At 71.0% G+C, this 19,571-nt stretch carries 22 protein-coding genes and 2 tRNA genes; 7 read left to right on the forward strand and 17 right to left on the reverse strand.

Translation table 11 applies throughout. The annotated features are described in order from the left end of the window. Positions 1-2 precede the first annotated feature (2 nt). Together ACQPY4_RS37680 and ACQPY4_RS37685 are read right to left on the reverse strand one after the other, a co-directional pair. A complete protein-coding gene (locus ACQPY4_RS37680; protein WP_433329440.1) occupies positions 3-512 on the reverse strand; it encodes a SigE family RNA polymerase sigma factor in 510 nt (169 codons plus the stop codon). 75 nt (positions 513-587) lie between these two features. Beyond that, complete coding sequence (locus ACQPY4_RS37685) at positions 588-1,514, reverse strand: hypothetical protein (protein ID WP_433329442.1); 927 nt, start codon at positions 1,512-1,514, stop codon at positions 588-590. Positions 1,515-1,869: 355 nt separating this feature from the next. On the opposite strand from ACQPY4_RS37685, the gene ACQPY4_RS37690 reads away from it, so the two are divergent. Further along, positions 1,870-2,835: an adenosine deaminase gene (locus tag ACQPY4_RS37690; protein ID WP_433339184.1), complete on the forward strand. Its 966-nt coding sequence runs from the start codon at positions 1,870-1,872 to the stop codon at positions 2,833-2,835. A gap of 126 nt (positions 2,836-2,961) precedes the next feature. On the opposite strand, the gene ACQPY4_RS37695 is transcribed toward ACQPY4_RS37690, so the two are convergent. From ACQPY4_RS37695 to ACQPY4_RS37725, 7 genes are all read right to left on the reverse strand, one after another. Continuing rightward, complete coding sequence (locus tag ACQPY4_RS37695) at positions 2,962-3,666, reverse strand: GntR family transcriptional regulator (protein WP_433329444.1); 705 nt, start codon at positions 3,664-3,666, stop codon at positions 2,962-2,964. Positions 3,667-3,820: 154 nt separating this feature from the next. Beyond that, complete coding sequence (locus ACQPY4_RS37700) at positions 3,821-4,405, reverse strand: TMEM165/GDT1 family protein (protein ID WP_433329446.1); 585 nt, start codon at positions 4,403-4,405, stop codon at positions 3,821-3,823. A gap of 243 nt (positions 4,406-4,648) precedes the next feature. Continuing rightward, on the reverse strand, positions 4,649-5,731 hold the full coding sequence (locus tag ACQPY4_RS37705; protein ID WP_433329448.1) for a UDP-N-acetylmuramate dehydrogenase: 1,083 nt from the start codon (positions 5,729-5,731) through the stop codon (positions 4,649-4,651). Between the two features lie 14 nt (positions 5,732-5,745). Further along, on the reverse strand, positions 5,746-6,171 hold the full coding sequence (locus ACQPY4_RS37710) for a MaoC/PaaZ C-terminal domain-containing protein (RefSeq protein ID WP_433329450.1): 426 nt from the start codon (positions 6,169-6,171) through the stop codon (positions 5,746-5,748). After that, positions 6,171-6,608, reverse strand: coding sequence for a MaoC family dehydratase N-terminal domain-containing protein (locus tag ACQPY4_RS37715; RefSeq protein ID WP_433329452.1), 438 nt, complete (start codon positions 6,606-6,608; stop codon positions 6,171-6,173). Before ACQPY4_RS37715 ends, ACQPY4_RS37710 begins: the two co-directional genes overlap by 1 nt. A gap of 194 nt (positions 6,609-6,802) precedes the next feature. Continuing rightward, a complete protein-coding gene (rpmG, locus tag ACQPY4_RS37720; RefSeq protein WP_344595707.1) occupies positions 6,803-6,967 on the reverse strand; it encodes a 50S ribosomal protein L33 in 165 nt (54 codons plus the stop codon). 114 nt (positions 6,968-7,081) lie between these two features. Then, positions 7,082-7,155, reverse strand: a tRNA-Met gene (locus ACQPY4_RS37725). A gap of 324 nt (positions 7,156-7,479) precedes the next feature. Here ACQPY4_RS37725 and ACQPY4_RS37730 point away from each other — a divergent pair. The 3 genes from ACQPY4_RS37730 to ACQPY4_RS37740 are packed head-to-tail and all read left to right on the forward strand — an operon-like array spanning position 7,480 to position 10,064. Then, positions 7,480-7,746 carry a hypothetical protein gene (locus ACQPY4_RS37730; protein ID WP_433329455.1) on the forward strand — a complete coding sequence of 89 codons (267 nt, stop codon included), beginning with the start codon at positions 7,480-7,482 and terminating at the stop codon, positions 7,744-7,746. A 5-nt stretch (positions 7,747-7,751) separates the two neighbouring features. Beyond that, positions 7,752-8,579, forward strand: coding sequence for an EamA family transporter (locus ACQPY4_RS37735; protein ID WP_433329457.1), 828 nt, complete (start codon positions 7,752-7,754; stop codon positions 8,577-8,579). A 21-nt stretch (positions 8,580-8,600) separates the two neighbouring features. Beyond that, positions 8,601-10,064, forward strand: a complete 1,464-nt coding sequence (locus tag ACQPY4_RS37740) for a PLP-dependent aminotransferase family protein (RefSeq protein ID WP_433329459.1) — start codon at positions 8,601-8,603, stop codon at positions 10,062-10,064. Here the strand turns inward: ACQPY4_RS37740 and ACQPY4_RS37745 are convergent. Next, positions 9,988-10,644, reverse strand: coding sequence for a hypothetical protein (locus tag ACQPY4_RS37745; RefSeq protein ID WP_433329461.1), 657 nt, complete (start codon positions 10,642-10,644; stop codon positions 9,988-9,990). The two genes, ACQPY4_RS37740 and ACQPY4_RS37745, sit on opposite strands and share 77 nt — an antisense overlap. A gap of 152 nt (positions 10,645-10,796) precedes the next feature. Here ACQPY4_RS37745 and ACQPY4_RS37750 point away from each other — a divergent pair, with 152 nt between their 5' ends. After that, positions 10,797-13,793: an NACHT domain-containing protein gene (locus tag ACQPY4_RS37750; protein ID WP_433329463.1), complete on the forward strand. Its 2,997-nt coding sequence runs from the start codon at positions 10,797-10,799 to the stop codon at positions 13,791-13,793. Then, positions 13,784-14,116, forward strand: a complete 333-nt coding sequence (locus tag ACQPY4_RS37755) for a hypothetical protein (protein WP_433329465.1) — start codon at positions 13,784-13,786, stop codon at positions 14,114-14,116. The genes ACQPY4_RS37750 and ACQPY4_RS37755 overlap by 10 nt, the downstream gene beginning before the upstream one ends. Before the next feature lie 73 nt (positions 14,117-14,189). Here ACQPY4_RS37755 and ACQPY4_RS37760 read toward each other — a convergent pair. From ACQPY4_RS37760 to ACQPY4_RS37780, 5 genes are all read right to left on the reverse strand, one after another. Beyond that, positions 14,190-14,265 (reverse strand) — tRNA-Thr (locus ACQPY4_RS37760). Positions 14,266-14,335: 70 nt separating this feature from the next. Next, the gene (locus tag ACQPY4_RS37765) at positions 14,336-15,073 is read right to left on the reverse strand and encodes a protein phosphatase 2C domain-containing protein (protein ID WP_433329467.1); all 738 of its coding nucleotides are present in this window, start codon (positions 15,071-15,073) and stop codon (positions 14,336-14,338) included. A gap of 48 nt (positions 15,074-15,121) precedes the next feature. Beyond that, positions 15,122-15,967, reverse strand: a complete 846-nt coding sequence (locus ACQPY4_RS37770) for a hypothetical protein (protein ID WP_433329469.1) — start codon at positions 15,965-15,967, stop codon at positions 15,122-15,124. Beyond that, positions 15,964-16,470 carry a SigE family RNA polymerase sigma factor gene (locus tag ACQPY4_RS37775; protein WP_433329471.1) on the reverse strand — a complete coding sequence of 169 codons (507 nt, stop codon included), beginning with the start codon at positions 16,468-16,470 and terminating at the stop codon, positions 15,964-15,966. Before ACQPY4_RS37775 ends, ACQPY4_RS37770 begins: the two co-directional genes overlap by 4 nt. 77 nt (positions 16,471-16,547) lie before the next feature. Further along, the gene (locus ACQPY4_RS37780) at positions 16,548-17,159 is read right to left on the reverse strand and encodes a TetR/AcrR family transcriptional regulator (RefSeq protein ID WP_433329473.1); all 612 of its coding nucleotides are present in this window, start codon (positions 17,157-17,159) and stop codon (positions 16,548-16,550) included. A gap of 106 nt (positions 17,160-17,265) precedes the next feature. On the opposite strand from ACQPY4_RS37780, the gene ACQPY4_RS37785 reads away from it, so the two are divergent. Next, positions 17,266-18,102 carry an esterase/lipase family protein gene (locus ACQPY4_RS37785; RefSeq protein ID WP_433329475.1) on the forward strand — a complete coding sequence of 279 codons (837 nt, stop codon included), beginning with the start codon at positions 17,266-17,268 and terminating at the stop codon, positions 18,100-18,102. 57 nt (positions 18,103-18,159) lie between these two features. On the opposite strand, the gene ACQPY4_RS37790 is transcribed toward ACQPY4_RS37785, so the two are convergent. Continuing rightward, positions 18,160-18,954: a class I SAM-dependent methyltransferase gene (locus ACQPY4_RS37790; RefSeq protein ID WP_433329477.1), complete on the reverse strand. Its 795-nt coding sequence runs from the start codon at positions 18,952-18,954 to the stop codon at positions 18,160-18,162. Positions 18,955-19,020: 66 nt separating this feature from the next. Continuing rightward, positions 19,021-19,263: a DUF397 domain-containing protein gene (locus ACQPY4_RS37795; RefSeq protein ID WP_433329479.1), complete on the reverse strand. Its 243-nt coding sequence runs from the start codon at positions 19,261-19,263 to the stop codon at positions 19,021-19,023. Positions 19,264-19,571: the final 308 nt, after the last annotated feature.

Consider the following 19,571-nt stretch of genomic DNA (forward strand, 5'->3'; position numbering starts at 1 on the left):
GCTCATCTCCCCAGTGGTGCCAGATTCGTGTCGAGACGTTCCCGGAGCCTGGCGAGCCCCCGGGACGCCTGGCTCTTGACCGTGCCGACCGAGCAGCCGAGCGCCTGCGCGGTCTCCGCCTCCGACAGGTCCTCCCAGTAGCGCAGGACGAGCACGGCCCGCTGCCGGGGGCCGAGCCTGCGCAGCTCGTCGATGAGCGTGCCGCGCAGCTCGACCGCGTGGGTCGCCGAGGGGGTCGTGGTCTCCGGCGGCTTGGCCATGTTGATCTCTCGCAGGATCTTCCAGCGGCGGGACCGGCTGATCACCAGGTTCACCAGGATCCGCCGGACGTACGGCTCCGGGTCGGAGTCGGTGTCCAGGCGGCCCCAGTGCCGGTACGCCTTCTCCAACGCGGTCTGGAGCATGTCCTCGGCGTCCTGGCGGGCGCCGCAAAGCAGCGTGGCCGTCCGCATCAGGGCGTTGCCACGCTCCGCCACGAACTCGACAAACGAATCGTCGTCCCGTCGCCCCACTGGTCTCCGTCCGGCTCTCAGGTCGTCCACCGGTCACGAGCGGCCCCGCGCGCCTCGGGGCCGCTCGCCCGGGGTCTACTTGGCGGCCTGGTTCAGCGCCGCGGCGATGCTCCGCAGGTCGTGCGAGGCGACGGAGCTGCCGTTGACGTACAGCGAGTAGCCGTTCTGGTCGAACAGCAGCACGCCGCCGCCACCCGGGCCCCGCAGGTCGACGGCACCGCCGACGGCGGGCGTGCCGGGCGCTCCGGGAATCTTAAGGGCGTCGCGCAGCTGCCGCTCGGTGGTTCCGGCCTGGGCCTTGATCCGCTCGACGGTCAGCGACTGCCCGGCCTTGCCCGCCCACTTCTGGGTGACGACGCAGTACTTGCGGGCCTCGATGGTCTTGGACGCGGTGCGGCCGTCGACGTACTTCAGCCCCTTGGGCAGGACGATGGCGCGCTCGACCGCGCCACCGATCGTGACCGCCTGCGGGACCTTGGAGCAGTCGAGCTTGGCGGCGTCCGGGGTGCCGGGCAGCTTCGGTGCCGGAGCGGGGTGGCTCGGCACCGAAGGCTTGCCCGGCAGGTCCTTGGGCAGGCAGGTGGGCAGGTCGGCCGGGACGTTCGGCAGCTTCTGCGCGCCCGGCAGCGTCGGCAGCTTGTCGGTGCCGGGGGTCTTCGGGAGCTGGTCGGTGCCCGGGGCCTTGGGCAGCTTGTCCGTGCCGGGGGTCTTGGGCAGCTGGTCGGTACCCGGGGCCTTGGGCAGCTTGTCGGTGCCCGGGGTCTTCGGGAGCTTGGAGGTGTCCGGCAGCTTGGCGCCGGGCGCCTTGGGCAGGCAGGTCGGCTTGACGGCGGGAACCTGGGTCTTGGCCTTGTCGGCGGCGGTGGAGACCTGGGAGGTGCCCGAACGGAGATCGCCTGCGGGCCGGTCCGTGCCGCCGGTGGTGGCCGCCCAGGCGACGCCGCTCACGGCGACGGCTCCGACGGCGGACGTGGCGATCGCGGCGGCCTTCAGCGAGATCATGGATTATCCCTTTCGGTGGGTTCAGCCCGGCTGGCCTCTTGCGCCCCTCGTATACGCGCGGTCGTGGAGCGGGGTTGCACGGGTTTCCAAGATTCTTTTTTCGGCGTCGTCAGGCCGGTCCGGGACTAGTTCGGCGCTAGTCAGTGCCACCTGCGGCTAGTCAAAGCTGGTGATCCTGGTGAGGCGGGGTTCATGCGGCGGGGTTTTCCGGCAACATTGGCTCATGGAGGCCAGTCTCACGTCACGCCGCTCTTCCTCGGCCTGCTCCCCGTCCCCGCGTCCGGCCCTCTCGGTGTCGCCCCGGGACGTGACCGCACTGCCGAAGGCCCATCTTCACCTGCACTTCACCGGTTCGATGCGCCACTCCACGCTGGTGGAGCTGGCCGCCGGGCACGGCGTCCACCTGCCGGACGCGCTGGTCGAGGACTGGCCGCCGCGGCTGCGGGCGACCGACGAGCGCGGGTGGTTCCGCTTCCAGCGGCTGTACGACATCGCGCGTTCGGTGCTGAAGACCCCGGACGACCTGCGCCGGCTGCTGCGCGAGACGGCCGAGGACGAGGCGTCGGAGGGGTCGGGCTGGCTGGAGATCCAGGTCGACCCGAGCGGGTACGCCTCGCGGTTCGGTGGGCTGACGCCGACGATCGAGCTGGTGCTGGACGCGGCGCGCGCGGCGGAGGCGGCGACGGGCGTCGGCATCGGCGTGGTGATCGCGGCGAACCGGACCCGGCACCCGCTGGACGCCAAGACGCTCGCGCGGCTGGCCGTCCGCTACACCGGCCAGGGCGTGGTGGGGTTCGGGCTGTCCAACGACGAGCGGCGCGGACGGGCCTACGACTTCGAGGGAGCGTTCCGCATCGCCAAGCGCGGCGGGCTGCTGTCGACGCCGCACGGGGGCGAGCTGCTCGGCCCGGCGAGCGTCCGCGAGTGCCTCGACTCGCTGGAGGCCGACCGGGTCGGCCACGGGGTCCGGGCGATCGAGGACCCCCGGCTGCTGGAGCGGATCGTGGAGCGCGGGGTCGCGCTGGAGGTCTGCCCGGCGTCCAATGTGGGGCTCGGCGTCGCGTCGACGGCCGCGGACGTCCCCGTCCGGGCCCTGTACGAGGCGGGCGCGCGCATCGCGCTGGGCGCCGACGACCCGCTGCTGTTCGGTTCGCGGCTGGCCCGGCAGTACGAGCTGGCCCGCACCGAGCACGCGTTCTCCGACGCCGAGCTGGCCGATCTGGCGCGTCACTCGATCCATGCCTCGGCCGCGCCGGACGCGCTGCGCAAGCGCCTGCTCGCCGACGTCGACGCCTGGCTCGCCGCCCCACCCCCGCGCTGACCCCCCACCTCCGCCGGGCCGGGCGGCTCGCCGTCACGCACAACCCGGCGGGCCCGCGGCCAGAGCGCGGCGGGGGGGCAGGCGGCTCACGGTGGTGAGGTCGCCGAGAGCGGCGTTGGGCGGCGTTCAGTCGCCGACCGGGTCGAGGTCGGGCCGCCACATCCCCCGGCGCTCCAGATGGGCGACCAGCAGGCCGCCCGCGCGGACGATGTGCGCGCGCATCTCCTGCCCGGCCGCCTCGGGCTCGCCGCCGCGCAGGGCGGCCAGGATCCTGCGGTGGTCCTCGGCGGCCGTGGCGGGCCAGGCGGGCAGCCGCCCGTACAGGCCGCGCGGGACGTACCGCGTGACCGACCGCAGCGACCACGCCAATTTCGGCGCGGCCGCCGCCAGGTTGATCTCGCGGTGGAACAGATGGTTGTGCTCCTCGGCCAGATCGCCCCGTCCGGTCGAGGCGACCTGGTCGAACTCGTCCTGGATCGAGGCGAGCTCGCGCAGCCTCTCGGGAGTGACGCGGCGGGCCGCCCGGACGGTCAGCTCGGCCGCGATGGACGCCTGGACCCAGAACAGGTCCTGGACGTCCTGCTTGGACAGCGGCGCGACGACGAAGCCGCGTCTGGGTTCCAGCTGGACGAAACCCTCGCTGCGCAGCGACTGGAGCGCCTCGCGGACCGGCGTGACGCTGATGCCGAACTCCAGGGCGAGCCGCTCCAGCCGGAGGAACTCGCCCGGCCGGATCCGCCCGTCCATGATCAGTTCACGGATGCGCGCGGCGACCTCGTCGCTGAGCTGAGGGCGCAGTCCAAGCCCCCGCTGCGGTCGCGGAATGGCCACGGTCGTTCTCCGCCCCAATGAACGCCCTCCCGCGGCACATACCGCGAGTGCCAAGGGCTCCACTGGCATGATGCGCTTCCCCGGGCCACCGGAAACTCCCCCAGCCGCTGAGAAAAGGGTTGCCCTCGGGGCCGCGCCCGGCGCAGGGAAATCATCAGAGCGCGCGCACCCCCTCGACCAGCAGCAACACCCCGAAGAGGACGAAACCGGCGGCGGCGCCGTAGCGGATCACGCGCTCGGGCAGGTGCCGGCCGAGCTGGCGTCCCACGACGATCGCCAGCGCGTCGGCGGCCACCATCCCGATGGTCGACCCGGCCCAGACGCCGATCATCCCCGCGACGCTCGCGTGGTCGGCGGCCAGGGTGACGGTGGCGAGCATGGTCTTGTCGCCGAGCTCGGCCAGGAAGAACGCCGTCCCGACGGCGAGCACCGCCGAGCCCGCGACGCGGCGGGCCTTGCCCTGCTCGTCCTCGTCGAGCTCGTCGCCGCGCAGCGTCCAGGCGGCGAAGCCGAGGAACGCCAGCCCGGCCAGCAGCGAGATCGGGCCGGTGGGGATCGCGGCGCCCAGCGCGGCGCCGAGCAGCACGGAGGCCAGATGGACGATCGCGGTCGCGGCGGTGATCCCGGCCAGGACCGGCAGCGCCCGAAAGCGCGTCGCGAAGGTCATGGCCATGAGCTGGCTCTTGTCGCCCAGCTCCGCGACAAAGATCACGACCAGGCTGATGATGAAGGCGGACACCCGTTTCCTCTCGCTCGGATGCCGAGCGAAGGGCGGGAGACACCGCTGGGCGGCGCGCGACCTCGGCCCGGCATGACTGCCAGGCCGAAGGTCTCGTCCGCCCCGCCGCGGACGCGGAGCGTCCTGCGGCCGAGGCCCGCGTGACCGGGCGTCCACCGGGGGCGGACGCCAGCATGTCGATCACGCGATTGGGACTACTCCCCCTCGACGGTGTCCACGCTATCAACAGCGCGCAAGCGTCCCCTACAGGGAGACCCCGACGAAGACCGGCTCGTTCTCCAGCTCGACGCCGAACGCCGCGCGCACACCGTCGCGCACCTCTCGGGCCAGGACGAGCAGGTCGCTGGTGTGGGCGCCACCCGGATTGGTCAGCGCCAGTGTGTGCTTGGTCGAGATGCGCACCGGGCCGTTCTGGTGGCCCTTGACGAAGCCCGCCTTGTCGATGAGCCAGGCGGCGGAGGTCTTGGTGCGCGGCGCGCCGTCCGGCCCCGGGCTCTCGGGGTAGCGCGGGAACGCCGTCTCGGGGCCGAGCCGGTCGGCCACGCGGCGCTCCAGCTCGGCCAGGCGAGCGGCGTCGAGGATCGGGTTGGTGAAGAACGACCCGGCGCTGTGGGTGTCGGGGTCGGCGGGGTCGAGCACCATGCCCTTGCCGCGCCGCAGCGCCAGGACGGCCTCGCGGGCCTCCTTCAGCGGCACCCGGGCGCCGCGCTCGACGCCGAGCCGTCCCGCGAGCTCGGCGTAGGCGATCGGCTGGGAGTCGTCGGCCTCGTGCAGGGCGTAGGTCACGTCGAGCACCACGTACCGGTCGGAGCCCTTGAAGACGCTGTTGCGGTAGGTGAAGCGGCATTCGTCCGCACCGAGGGCGACGACCGTTCCGGCCGGACGGTCGTAGGCCCTGACCTCGACGATGGTCTCGCTGACGTCCTGCCCGTAGGCGCCGACGTTCTGGATCGGCGTGGCGCCCACGCGGCCGGGGACGCCCGACAGGCACTCGACGCCGGACAGGCCGTCCTGGACGCAGCGGGCGACGAAGGGGTCCCAGTCTTCCCCGGCCTGCACGCGGACGAGCGCCCGCCCGCCCTCGCCGGGCAGGCGTTCGACGCCCCGCGTCCCGACGTGCACCACGGTGCCGGGAAAGCCGTCGTCGGACACCACCAGGTTGCTGCCGCCGCCCACGACCAGCAGCGGTTCACCGGCCTCGTCGGCCGCGCGGACGGCCGCGACCAGTTCGGCCTCGGTCGTCGCCTCGACGAACCGGCGGGCCGGTCCGCCTAGGCGCAGCGTGGTGTACCCGGCCAGGTTCACCTCTTCAGCGATCACCGCCACGTGGTGTGTTCCCTTCAGGCGAGCCGGACGACGGCCTTGGCGCGCGTGAGGACCTTCTGCCCCAGCGACCTGGCGGTCAGCGCCACGACGACGGTGTTGCCGTCGCGCTTCTCCTCCACCTTGCCGCTGATCTCCAGCTGGGCGCCGCCCTCGTCGGGCACCACGACCGGCGCGGAGAACCGGACGCCGTAGTCGAGGACCGCGCCGGGGTCGCCGGCCCAGTCGGACACGAACCGGCCGCCCTGCGCCATGGTGTACATGCCGTGCGCGATGACGTCCGGCAGGCCCACGGCCGTGGCGAAGCTCTCGCGCCAGTGGATCGGGTTGAAGTCGCCGGACGCGCCGGCGTACATGACCAGGTTGAGCCGGTCGATCTCGAAGGTGCGGGCGGGGATCTCGGTGCCGACCTCGACGTCGTCGTACCTCACCTTTGCGGTCATCAGGCCCCCCGCTCCACCAGCACGTTGTAGGACTTGCAGATCGGCTCGCCGTCGACCGTGGCGATCTCGGTCTCGATCGAGAGCTTCTCGTTGTTGCCGATCGCCTTGATCTCGGTGATCGTCGAGGTGCAGACCACGGTGTCGCCCGCGCGCATCGGGCGGGTGTACTCGAAGCGCTGCTCGCCGTGGACGACCATCGCGAAGTCGATGCCGAGGTCGGGGTCGGTCAGCGCCGAGCCGCCGAGCGAGACCACGATGGGGAACGTCGGCGGGGCGATGACATCGGGGTACCCGGCGGCCTTGGCCGCCTCGGGGTCGCGATAGACCGGGTTGCGGTCGCCGATGGCGTCCGCGAACTCGCGGATCTTCACCCTGCTGACCTCGTAGGGCTCGCTGGGCGGGAAGGTCCGCCCGATGAAATCACGGTTGATGGCCATGCAGTCCGTCCTCCGATCGCTGGGCCCGCGCCGGGGCGCGCTCGCCGGTGTCCCGGCTGGACCGTAACAGAACGACGTTCAGCCCGCCCTCGCGGGTCTGAGCGAGGACGGGCCGAGGGCGTCAGGGCAAGCCGTTGGAAGATCCGGCCGCTCGGTGCGGGGGCACGGCGGCGGTACTACCCTGCCGGGACCGGCTAGCGGGTTTCCTTGTGCGCGCGGTGCGTGCGGCAGTTGGGGCAGTACTTCTTGATCTCCAGGCGGTCGGGGTCGTTCCGCCGGTTCTTCCGCGTGATGTAGTTGCGGTGCTTGCACTCCTGGCAGGCCAGCGTGATCTTGGGCCGTACGTCGGTGGCAGCCACGATGGAGTGCCTTTCTAGCTAGGGACAAAGGACGACAGTCGGCCGCCCCGCGGGACGGCCGGTGATTCACCCCAGCCCGCTTTCCCCCGCGTGGGAGGAGAGGGACCTGGGTAGTAGCGAGGGCCGGACTTGAACCGGCGACACAGCGATTATGAGCCGCTTGCTCTGCCTGACTGAGCTACCCCGCCGCGATGGTCGGTGTGGACCGGAATGCAAGGATACCGGATGTTCACGGACCTCTGGAAACACGAAAACCCGTCTCGGTTCCTGGAGCCCCGGCGCCGATCATTCGCAAGGTTACCGGTCGCCCCGATGACCTGCGAATCGTCCGCTGGGACCGCACGGACGTTACCACAGCCCCCGTGAGCGGGCGAATCGCGGACCGGGCGTCCAGGGCCACGAAGCCCCCGAAATCGGACCCGACGTCCGGGGCGAAATCGGCCCTGCCGCCCGGGCCGATCCGGCCCCACGATTGCTTTCAGACAGAGCAACACCGCTGAAAGGAAGAGACCGTGGGACGCACGATCGTGGATATCAGCCCCTCACCGGACGGCTTCGTGGCCGGGCACGGCGTCATCGTCGAGGAGCCGTTCGGCAGTGCGGGCCGGCGGCCGACCTCCTGGAGCGGCTGGGGCGACACCGAGCCGTCACCGTTCGACATGGGCGAGGCGGAGCGCATGTTCGGCAACACCGGCGGCGTCCCCGGCCCCGCGCTCGAATGCGTGGGCGCCATGGCGAGCCCGACCGCGTTCCACCTGACCTGCCTCGTGGGCCGGTGATCGCGATGGAGACCGTGGTCCTTCTCGCGCTCGCCGCCGCCGCTTTCTACGGCGCCTCTGACTTCTACGGTGGCCTGCTCTCGCGCAGCGCCCACTACACCCGCGTCGGGTTCGTCGGCCAGGCCGCCGCCGCGTCCGGCGCCCTGCTCGCCGCGATCGTCCTGGGCTCGCCCTTCCCCGGTGGATCGACGCTCCTGTGGGGCCTGGGCGCCGGCCTCGGCGGCGCGCTCGGCACCCTCGCGCTCTACCGCGGCCTCGCCCAGGGGCGGATGAACATCGCTGGGCCGCTGTCTGCCGTCGGGGCGGCGGGCGTCCCCGTCCTGGTCGACCTGCTGTTCGGGGAGCGGCTGACCCTCCTGGCCGTGCTCGGCGTCCTGGTGGCGATCCCGGGGATCTGGCTGGTCTCCTCGCAGACCGGCCCCAGCGACGGCGGCGGGATCCGCGAGGGCCTGCTGGCCGGGCTCGGCTTCGCCGGGCTGTTCGTCTGCCTCGACCGGGCCGGCGACTCCTCGGGACTGTGGCCGGTGGCCGTCGGCCAGGTGGCGGCGGTGCTCGTCCTCGGCGTCGTCGTGCTGCGGACGGCGGTCGAGGCGGGAACGTCCCGCCCCTCGTGGAAGGCCGCGGTGCCGGGCGTCCTCGGGGTCTCGGCGACGATCCTGTACTTCCTGGCCGCACGCGAGGGGACCCTCGCCGTGGCCGCCGTCATCACCTCCCTGTTCCCCGCGTTCACGGTGGCGCTGGCCGCGATCGTCCTGCGGGAGCGGACCACCGTGACGCACGGCGCGGGCCTGGCCCTGTGCGCGGTGGCCGTCGGCGCCTTCGCGGCCGGATGACGGCCCGCTAGCCTGCGGGGTGTGAGCACAGTGAACTCCGGCCTGGTCCACGACCTGCTGGTCGAGCTCGATCGGACCGGGCCGCTCCCCCTGCACCGGCAGATCGAGTCGGCCCTGCGCGAAGGCATCCGCGCGGGGCGGCTGCCGTTCGGCTCCTCGATCCCCCCGTCACGGCGGCTGGCCGCCGAGCTCGGGATCTCCCGCGGGGTGGTGGTCGAGGCGTACGACCAGCTCGTGGCCGAGGGCTATCTCGTCAGCACGCCCGGGTCGTACACGCGGGTGGCGGCCGCCCCGGAGCAGATCGTCACCGAACCCGCCGCGCCGCCGTCCCCGGGGCCCCGCATCGACTTCGGGTACGGCCGCACCGACGCGGCCAGCTTCCCCCGCGCGGTGTGGCTCCGGTCGCTCAAGCGGGTGCTGACCACCGCGCCGCACGACCGGCTGAACTACCTCGACGGATACGGCGTCCCCGAGCTGCGCAAGTCGCTGGCGGACTACCTCACCCGGGTCCGCGGCGTCTCGGCGACGCCGTCGCAGGTGCTCATCACCAGCGGCTTCGGGCAGGCCGGCGCCCTGGTCCTGCAAGTGCTGGCCGACCGCGGCGGCAAGCGGATTGCGGTGGAGGACCCGTCCGCCGACGACGACATCAGGCCGCTGGCCGTCCGGCACGGCTTCGAAGTGGTCCCGCTGCCCGTGACCGCCGACGGTGTCAGCGTCGAGGCGCTGGAACGCAGCGACGCCGACCTGGTGATGCTGACCCCCTCGCACCAGTGGCCGCTGGGCGGCGTCCTCCCGGCCGAGGCCAGGGCCGCGGTCGTCCGCTGGGCCCGGACGACCGGCGCGCTGGTGCTGGAGGACGACTACGACGCCGAGTACCGCTACGACCGCGCGCCGGTGGGAGCGGTCCAAGGCCTGGCACCGGACGTGGTCATCTACGCGGGCTCGCTCAGCAAGACCCTGGCCCCCGGCCTGCGCCTGGGCTGGCTCGTCCTGCCCCCGCACCTGACCTCGGCGGTCGCCGAGGCCAAACTGCTGGCCGACCGGGGCTCGCCCGCGATCGAACAGCTGGCGTTCGCCGACTTCCTCGTCCGCGGCGAGTTCGACCGCCAGCTGCGGCGGATGCGCCCGGTCTACCGCCGCCGCCGCGACGCCCTGCTCGCCGCGCTCGCCGAGCACCTGCCCGACCTCGAACCCACCGGCATCGCCGCCGGGCTCCACGCCGTGGCCTGGCTCCCCGACGACCTCGACGAGCATGCCGTGGTCACGGCCGCCGCCGACCACGGCGTCCAGGTCGCGGGCATCGCCCCCTACCGCCTCACCAAGCCCGGCCGCCCCGGCCTCATCATCGGCTACTCCAGCCTCAACGAAGCCCAGATAACCGAAGGCATCCGCCTCCTCGCCGAGGCCATCACAACGATGCTTCCCGCAACTTCCGCAACGCGAGCTGAGGGAACTCCTGCCGGTGCCGGTCGGCGAGCCCGCTGATCAGCACGTAGACGCCGCGATACGAGAACCGCACCAAGGACTCCCGGGTCGCCGTGCCTTTCCGGCCGGTGGCCTCACTCACCTGGACGTATCCACCATCGCCCAGGTCGACGGGGTACTCGTTCACCGTGAAACGGACCCCACCGCTTCTGAAAGCGCGGCAATTTTCCGGGAAGGGCCGCGCCTCAACCGCGGATTTGGCACCACCTCCGGGCAGAGCCACAACGGTCTGGAGAATCCTCACGTCGTAGTATCCACGGCCCCACATGCGCAAGGCCGCCGGCGCCTGCGCGGCACCGGCACCAAGCGCCTTCAAGTGACCCACTGGCGAGAGACGCCCCAGGCACCCGCTCAATTGGGGTTTGTCTCCGACCAGCCGCTGGTTCAGCTGATGCATATGATCCTGGGCGTCGGAGTACGTCTGTTTCAGCCCCGGGTACGACGCCACCATCGCTCCCATGAGGCGATGCGGGTCCATTGCACTCGCCGAGACGCGGGGCCGTGGCTCCTTCTTCGCGGCACCCACGCCGCATGAGGCGAGCATCGGCAGAACCAGAACGATCGCGACAAATCGCAGCACCGCGCGATCTTACGATTCTCTGACAGGGCTCGTCAGAAGGATCGTGACGGTGGCCGGATGCGGATACCCGAGCCGGTGGACCGGACAGGGTGGAGATCGACGCGGTTGGGTGGTCGCAGGGTCCGAGCTTCTCTGCCGGGGGTGTGGGTGCGGTGCGACGGCTGAGGTTCGCGGGACGCACGTTGGTCGGGGCCTCGCTGACGGTCGCGACGGGCGTCGCGGTCAACCAGATCCTGAACGACGGGAAGCTGAGCTGGAGTTACGGGTATCTGGCGCTGGTGTTCACGGTTCTGGGCGCGTTGGTCCAGGCGGCGCCACCGGCCGGGGCGCAGGCCGAGCAGGCCCCCAGGAGGCGAAGGGGCTCGCGGCGCGAGTATCTGCGACGGGTGCGCTCGTCGGTCAACCAGATGGAGACGATCGGGCTCGTCACGCAGGCGGAGTTCGTGCTGCGGGCCGAGCAGGTCTATGTCGATGTGATGCTCCAGCCCAAGCCCGTGACCGACGCGATGGTCGACAGCGGAATCGGCCCCGCCCCACGACCTCCGGACGCGACGGTGGGTCGGCGGGCGTCGCTGGCATCCTTCCTGACCGAGAAGTGCGTGCTGGCGGTGCTGGGCGCCGCCGGATCCGGAAAGACCACCCTGGCTCGTCACACGGCCCTGGAGCTGACCAGGCGGCGGTGGGGGCGACGGCGCGTCCCCGTCCTGCTGTACCTGCGTGACCACGCGGAGGCGATCAAGGCCGATCGGCCGAAGGGGCTGCCCGAGATCGCCGTCACCGCCCACTGGCTGGACGGCGCGATCCCCGCCGAGTGGCTGGAGCGGCGCCTCACGCGCGGCCGGTGCGTGGTCCTGCTGGACGGGCTGGACGAGGTCGCCGACGCCCAGGACCGCAGCCGCGTGGTGCGGTGGGTGGAAGCCCAGATCAGCCGCTACCCGGGCAACGCCTTCGTGATCACCTCCCGTCCTCAGGGATACGACACCAACCGGCTGACCCGCGCCGACATCCTCCAGGTGCAGCGGTTCACCAACCACCAGATCCACGCGTTCCTGCGGGCCTGGTACCGGGCCATCGAGCACCGCGCTCGTAAGGCCGACCCGCAGGAGATCGACCGGATCGCCGTCCGGGCCGCCGACGACCTCTTCCGGCGGATCACCGGCCGTCCCACGCTCTACGAGCTGGGCGCCAACCCGCTGCTCCTCACGATGATCGCCAACGTGCACCGGTATCGCGGGAATCTGCCGGGCAGCCGGGCCGCTCTGTACGAGGAGGTGTGCCAGGTCCTGCTCCACCGCCGCCAGGAGGCCAAGAACCTCCCCGATGCCGGGCTCGACGGCCTGGACGGCGACAAGAAGGAGCGCGTCATCCAGGAGCTGGCCCTGTACATGATGCGCCACCGCATGCGCGACATCTCCATCGAGGACGCGCAGCGCGCGATCCGTCCCGTCCTGGAGCGCACCGTCCCCACGCTCACTCCCGAGGTGTTCCTCACCCATGCGCGTCGCAGCGGCCTGCTCCTGGAACGCCAGTACGAACGCTACGGCTTCGCCCACCTCACCTTGCAGGAGTACCTGGCCGCCGCGCTGATCCCCGGACACGCCTCCCGACGCCAGCTACTGGTCGACAACGTGGACCAGACCTGGTGGCGCGAGACCACGCTCCTCTGGGCCGCCCGCGCCGACGCCAGCCCCGTCGTCGAAGCCTGCCTGGCCGCCCGCACCGTCACCGCCCTCAACCTCGCCTACGCCTGCGCCGCCGAAGCCCGCGAACTCGACCCCGATCTGCGCGCCCAGCTCGACCACCTGCTGACCACCACCCCCACCGACCCCGACGAGATCCGGCTCCTGGACGGCATCGCCGCCGCCCGAGCCCTCCAGGACACCCACGCCCTCGATGACGAGTGCACCCGCATCTGCGCCCATCCCGTCTCGCCCGAACTGTGGAACCGATACACCGCCCATGCATCGCTGCCACCCGCCCCCACAGCCAACCTGTGGTCCGCCGATATCGAGGGCTTTCTGGCCTGGCTCGACAACCTGTTCACCGACGGGGCCAGCTACCGGCTGCCCACCCCGGCCGAAGCCCGCCATGCCCTCGGCAGCGACCTCTATCCCGCCGCCACGACGACGCTCTACGCCGACGACGAAGCCGAGCTCCGCCTGATTTCCTCTGCTCCCGCGCGCCACCCCCACCGCCCCACCGAGCAACAGATCAGCCTCTACCCCGATCTGATCCTCCACCACACCCATCTGTTGTTCCGGCTCCTGTTCCCCCGCTCCGCCCTCACCTTCTCCCAGCTCATCGCCTATGCCCGGCCCCGAGACCTCGACCGCCCCGAAGACCAGCTCGTGCAGACGCTCGACCTTGCGCTGCACCTCCTCTTCGTCCTCGACCTCCCCCTCCCCCTCCCCCGCGCACTCGACCTCGGCATCGACCTCATACGTGCGCGCGAACTCGTAATCGACCGAGCCCGCGTCCGCGCTCTCAACCTCAACCTCGATATCGGTCGCGAACTCGCCCCCCTCCTCCACCTCAACCAAGAGATCCTTCGCAACCTCGACCGGCAGCACCTTGCCCTCGATGGCGACCGCGAACTCAACCGTGCCGTCAGCCTTCACCTCAACCGGGCTCTCACCCGCGCCGAAGATCTCGCCCGCGACCTCAACCTCAACCTCGACTCCGGCAGCCACGCCGACCTGGGGCCCTACCTTGGCCGTTTTCTCGCCGCCGCCCTGGACCACGGTGGCCATGGCACCATCCAGTTCGATCACGGTTCCGAGCTCACTCCTCACGCCGGCATCACCGCCGACCTTGACCGCGCCCTCAACCGCGCCCCGACCTCGACCACGCCCTGGATCTTCGCCTCGCCCATGACCTCGACCGTGACCCGGCCCTCATTCGCGTTCACGCTCACGCCAACGCCCATGGCCGCCACCTCAACCTCGAAGTCGATCTCGCCTTCGCCCGCGCCGCCGCCAGAAGCGATCTGTCGTCCCTGCCCTCAGAGGTGCTGGAGGGCCTGGGTCGAGCCTGTGTCGATCTGGCTCTCCGGGCCATGGCCTCCGAGGGCCTGGACGACGCGTCACATCGCCGCGGCAGGCGAACGGCAGAAAGAGCGGCCCTCTCACGGCTGCTCCGCGTGGAGCTGAGCCAGGTCTCCGCCTGTTCCCCCGCCGACGAACCTCAGGCGGTGCTACGGCGCGCACTCCAACTGGCGGAATCGCGCGGCATTTCGGGCATATCGGCTCTGATCGAGAACACGTTGCGCTTGGCCGCCCCCTTGTGGGACCGGAGCCGCCCGCTCCGGCAGAGCGACATGGTGCTGGCGGCGACCTCGCTCATCGCGGCTCTGCCCTTCGCGGAACTGCGCCCGGGCGCCGACCTCCGCGGCGTGCTTTGCGCTCTGATCGCGCTGACCCCGGGCGACTCACCGAGTTCCCACGAGAAACGGCTGGTCTTGGTGCGGAACTGAGGGGCGAGAGAAGATCGGCTTTTACATGCACAAGAGGCCACCCCCGGATAACGGGATGTGGCCTCTGTCTTGGTGGAGCCCCTTTACGGAATCGAACCGTAGACCTTCTCCTTACCATGGAGACGCTCTGCCGACTGAGCTAAAGGGGCCTGTCGTTGGTCGCGCAGTGAAACCATACACGGCCCGGGGGCCACTTGCGAAATCGTTTGGCGGGCTCGATCAGAGGCGGACGATCAGGGCCGTGGCGTCGTCGTAACGCTTGCCTCGGCGGGTGGCCGGGGCGGTCTTCTCGGCCTCGCGGGTTCGCCTGATCAGCTCTTCGGGGCCCGCCTGGTCCAGGAGGTCCAGGAGGTCGTTCCAGCCGAGCATGGCGAACTTCTCGACCAGGCGGGACGCGCCGTCGCTGAGCACCGCGACGCGGCGTACGGACTCGCGCGGGAGCTCGCCGGTGACCGCTTCGTAGGCGGCCTCCGGGCGGGTGCTGGCCACCCAGAACCCGCCGGGGCTGTTGCGGGACGCCCGGACGCCCTCCAGCGTGTAGCTGGGCAGGTGGTCGAGGCGGTCGTCGGTGATGACCTTGAGTTCGCCGTCAACGTCCAGGATCACCGGGGAGTCGGCCAGGACCAGCCATTCGACCGCTCGTCCGTCCCAGCGGACCATCGCGGCGGTCGCCGACGGGCTGTCGGGGTTGCCGAGGTCACAGTCGCCGTGCAGGCCGCCGATCGCCTCGATCGACTCGGCCAGCACGTCGGGCAGGGGCTTGCCGTCGGCCGCCAGGCGTCCGGCGAGTTCGGCGCCCAGGCGCCGCGCGAGCCAGGCCGGGCCGTGGACGCATCCGCTGTCGACGCCGGACGGGGCCGTGGCGCCGTCCAGCACCACGGCCCAGCCCTGCCCGGCGGCGACGAAATCCTCGTTCTCCAGACCGGGCGTCGCTTCGGTCGCAAACGAAAGTCGCACGACACATGGTCTACACCGGCGCGGAGCCCCCTGCACCTTCGTATTCGGTCATCCGCCGCACAAGGGTGGCCGTGGCTTGGTCAGGCAGTCATCGGGAAGGAACGATTGTGGCTGCCTTACGGACGCCTTGAGCCGTCCGGACGCGTCATACCCGTCAACGGACACGACGCGGGTGTCCGGCGCCCTCCCGACACCGGGCTTCTCACGCACCACCTCGGCGTCTATCTGGGCGAGGAAGAATCCATCGCGCAGCTCGGCCCAGGCGCTGCGATCCCCGTCGAACGTGACCTTCACCTTGGCGATCACCGAGGGACGGGCGCGGCCGACCACGGTGAAATGCAGGCCCGAGCCCGACGAGCCTGTGCCGTTCGCACTTATCCGGGTGAGGTGCGTGATGCCGTCCACCCTCAGGTTGCCGGTGTAGGAGCGGGGGTTGCCCGACGCTCCCGGCCACCTTTGGAAGGTCGGGAGTTCAACGTTGCCGCCCTTCGCGCTGCTGACGCACAGAACGTAGCCTTTCGCGCTTCCCAGTTGGGCGACGAACCCCATGCCGGCCTGGACTCGCGTGAGAAGCCGGAAATCGTCCGCCTTGCCGAGTTCGGGCCGCGGTTCCCCCATCCGTCCCCTGACGGGTCCGTGGCGCAGGCACTCGTTCACCACGCGCCGGTCGTCGTCCGGCTTGGTGGCGCCCAGGACGGGCGTTCGCTCCGGCTCCATGGACTGGACGAGCGCCGTCGGCACCGCCACGGCCGCCGCCAGAGCCACCGCGCCGACGGCGACGCGCCTTCGCCTGCGCCGCGCCATGCCCCGCAGCGCGCGCTCGGCCGCGCCGTCCACGGGCTCCGCCTCGTCGGCGAGCCGCTGGAGCGCCCCTTTGAGAAGGTCGGTCGTCATCGCGTGCTCCCCGTCGTTTCCAGATGGTCGATGAGTTCGGGGGCCAGTTCCCGCAGCCGCGCGACGGCCCGGCCGGTCTGGCTGCGGACCGTCCCGACCGAGCAGCCCAGAATCGCCGCGACCTCGGTCTCGGTGCGGTCCTCGAAGTAGCGCAGCGCGATCACGGCGCGTTTGCGCGGCGGCAAGGCCAGCAGCGCGCGCTCCAGCGTCAGCCGCAGATCGACCTCGCCGCTGCGGTCCGCGACGCCCCGCTCGGGCAGGACGGCGACGGTCGACTCCCGGCGGCGCCGCCAGCGGTTGAACTGCTCGTTGTACATGGCGCGCCGCACGTAGGCTTCGGGCTCCTCGACGTGACGCCACCGTGCCGCCGTCCGCACCAGCGCCGACTGCAGCAAATCCTCGGCGGCGTGCTGCTCCCCGGTGAGGACGTACGCCGTCCGGATCAAGCTCTCCGACCGCGCCTCGACGAATGCGCTGAATCTCTCACGGGCCTCTCGATTCACGGCGTCTCCTCCAGATGTCACACCTAAAGACACCGCGGCCCCCCGCAAGCTATGCCGCCCCGACGAAGAAAGGGACCTCAGTCTTCGGGGGCCACTCCGGCGCGGACGACGCCGTAGAAGCGGTCGAGGCTGTGAATGAGGCCCTCGACATCGGCGGGATCTCCGTCGACCAGCCAGTCGGCGACGAGGTCGAACAGCCCGCCGACCAGGCCGATCGCGATCGGGTGGAGGTCGTCGCGCGGGGGAACGCCGTGCCGGCTCCACACCGACTCGACGAACCGCGCCGCCCAGCGGCGGTTGGCGCGCCGGAGCCGCTCGACGGCCGGGGACACGCCGCTGGCCTGCCCGAACGTGACCAGGGCGCGGCGGGGATCGTCGATGAGGGCGTGCGCGAAGGCCGAGATCAGCGCCCGCTCGTCCGGATCGGCGGCCAGCCGTTCGGTGACCTCCGCCTTGATCTGCTCGCTGACCTGCTGGACGAGGGCGAGGTAGCAGTCCTCGCGGCCCTTGAAGATCTCGTAGAAACCCTTGGTCCCCACGTAGGCGTGCTGGCAGATCTGCTCGATCGAGGTGTTGTGGTAGCCGTGCTCGGCGAACAGCGCCAGCGCGGAGTCCAGCAACTGCTGGCGGCGTTGCTCGCGCCGCTGCTCGGCGTCCAACCCCCGGATACGACGACCCTCGACTGCCACGAACCCGACGATACCGGCTCCAGGAAGACCAGGACATTACGAACAAGACCTCTTGTTACTAGAAAGTCACCGTGCTCTAATGAGCCTCCCCACGTCGGAGGTCTCGATGAACCAACGTCTCTTGGCCGTCCTCGCGGCCCTGGCCCTCGCCGCCCTGACCCTCCAGTCACCGGCGAACGCGGCGGCCCGGCCCTCGTCCGGATTCAACGACTGGAGCTGCCGGCCCTCGTCCGCGCGTCCCGACCCCGTGCTTCTGCTGCACGGGCTGGGCGGCAACGGCCCCGGCAACTTCCTCACCCTCGGCCCGTCGCTCGCCAAGGCGGGCTACTGCGTCTACGCCCCCACCTACGGCGCCCCGCTGCCGCTCGTCCCCGTGGGCGGGCTGAACGCGATCGACCAGTCGGCGCGCGAGAACAGCGCCACCATCGACCGGGTGCTGGCCGCGACCGGGGCGTCCAGGCTCCACCTGGTCGGCCACTCCGAGGGCGGGTTCCTGTCCCTCTACATCCCCAAGTTCACCAGCAAGAAGGTCGCCCGCGTGGTCGCGCTGGCGCCGCCCACCCACGGCACCACGTTCGCCGGGCTGGTGACCATCGCGCGGCAGCTCGGCATCATGCCCCAGGTCAACGAGGTCATGGCCGCCTTCGGCTGCAAGGCGTGCACCGAGCTCACCACCGGCGCGGCCACCGTCGCCAAGCTGAACACGGGCCCCGTCGCCCAGCCCGGCGTCACCTACACGGTCATCGCCTCCACCCACGACAGCCTGGTCACCCCGACCGAGACGTCCTTCGTCCGCGAGCCCGGTGTGACCAACCAGTACATCCAGGACACCTGCCCCAAGAACACCTCCGGCCATATCGGCCTGATCTACAACGACACCACGGCCCAGCTGGTGAAGAACGCCCTGAGCCCTTCCTCGACACCGGTCACCTGCGGCGGCTGACACCCCAAGGAAATGCCCCTGCCTTTCCGGCAGGGGCATTTCTTTCGGTCCTTGAAATCAGCCGGGCTTCTCGGCGGTGATGACGTAGTAGTCGAGGAGGCCGTCGCGATAGGAGACCAGGAAGTTGCGCGGCCATTGGACGGGCTGGTCCAGTTCGGCGAGAAACCGGTCGAGACCGGGCCAGACGGATTCGCCGATCGACTCCGCCGACACCCGGGCCAGCCCGGCGGCGGTCAGCTCCCCCGTCAGCGCCGGGAGCGGATGGGGAACGTCCAGGCCGGACGCGAAACTGTCGAGCCGCTCGGCCAGGAGCTCGGCCACGCCGTCGCGGGCGTCGGGCAGGAAGAAGCTGGTGATGACCAGGCGGCCGCCGGGCCGCAGCACGCGGGCGCTCTCGCGCGCGAAACCCGCCAGGTCGCGGAAGTGCTGCGCGGCCTCCACCGTGTAGACGGCGTCGAACGCCGCGTCCTCGAACGGCATCGACTCGGCGGCGCCCCGCACGAACCGCAGGCGCCCGGGTTCCTCCGCGTTGGCCCGGCGCGCCCGCTCCACCTGGTCGGGATGGATGTCCATGCCGGTGACCGACGCCAGGCCGGACTCGCGCAGCGCCAGCGCGCACCCGACCCCGAGGCCGCACCCGACCTCCAGGACGTCGCCCTCGGTCCTCAATTCCCGCAGAACCCGCAGGTAGAGGTTCCGTTCGCTGCGGACGCGGTCGTCGGTGCCGAGCGGACGGTCCAGCGAAATCCCGTCCCAGTAGCCGAAGTTGATGAATCCCCCGGAAAACGCGGGAGCCGAACTCAGATCGTCCGATCCGTAGACCGCCCGCACCACCGCCGGAATATCACCCATGCTCGCTCCTTTCAAAAGCCCGCACCGCCAGGCTAGGCGATGCGGGCCCTTTTCGGCATTGGACGATTAGCTGAGCAAGTCGTAATTCCCGTCCTTGGCGCGGTGCACCAGGTCCCGCCATTGGACGGCGGTGAGGGCGAGCACCGGCCCGGCGGGGGCCGCGCTGTCGCGAACGCCGATGCCGCCGTCCGGCAGGTCGGCGACCTGGACGCACTCGCCGTTCTCGCCACACCGGCGGCTCGTCCGCCAAATGAGTCGTGTGACGTGTTTCCCGTGCCCGGATGCTTCTAGGTTCAGATCTGCGAGCAAGACTTCTCCTCATCGGGGGGTCGGTTCGTGAGGTGGACGTCCCTGGCGGAATCAGGTGCGTCCCCTGCGGGTGGGACTCGCTGCCGCCCGGAACGAGCGGTCAGCGAGTCCCTGCGGACCTCGGCCTCGGCCGGGGGCCGGTTCGGGCGTCAGGCGGTCAGGGTGCTCAGCACGATCATCACCAGGATGGTGATGATCTGCAGGATCACCCCGGCCCTCTGGAACGGCCTGTCGTCGTGGTCGGTCGGCCGATCGGCCATGGGTCACCTCTCTGTGTCGCCGTACTCACGAGCGCTCTAGATGCCGCC

The sequence above is a fragment of the Spirillospora sp. CA-294931 genome (genome assembly GCF_050946795.1).
Classification (GTDB): domain Bacteria; phylum Actinomycetota; class Actinomycetes; order Streptosporangiales; family Streptosporangiaceae; genus Spirillospora.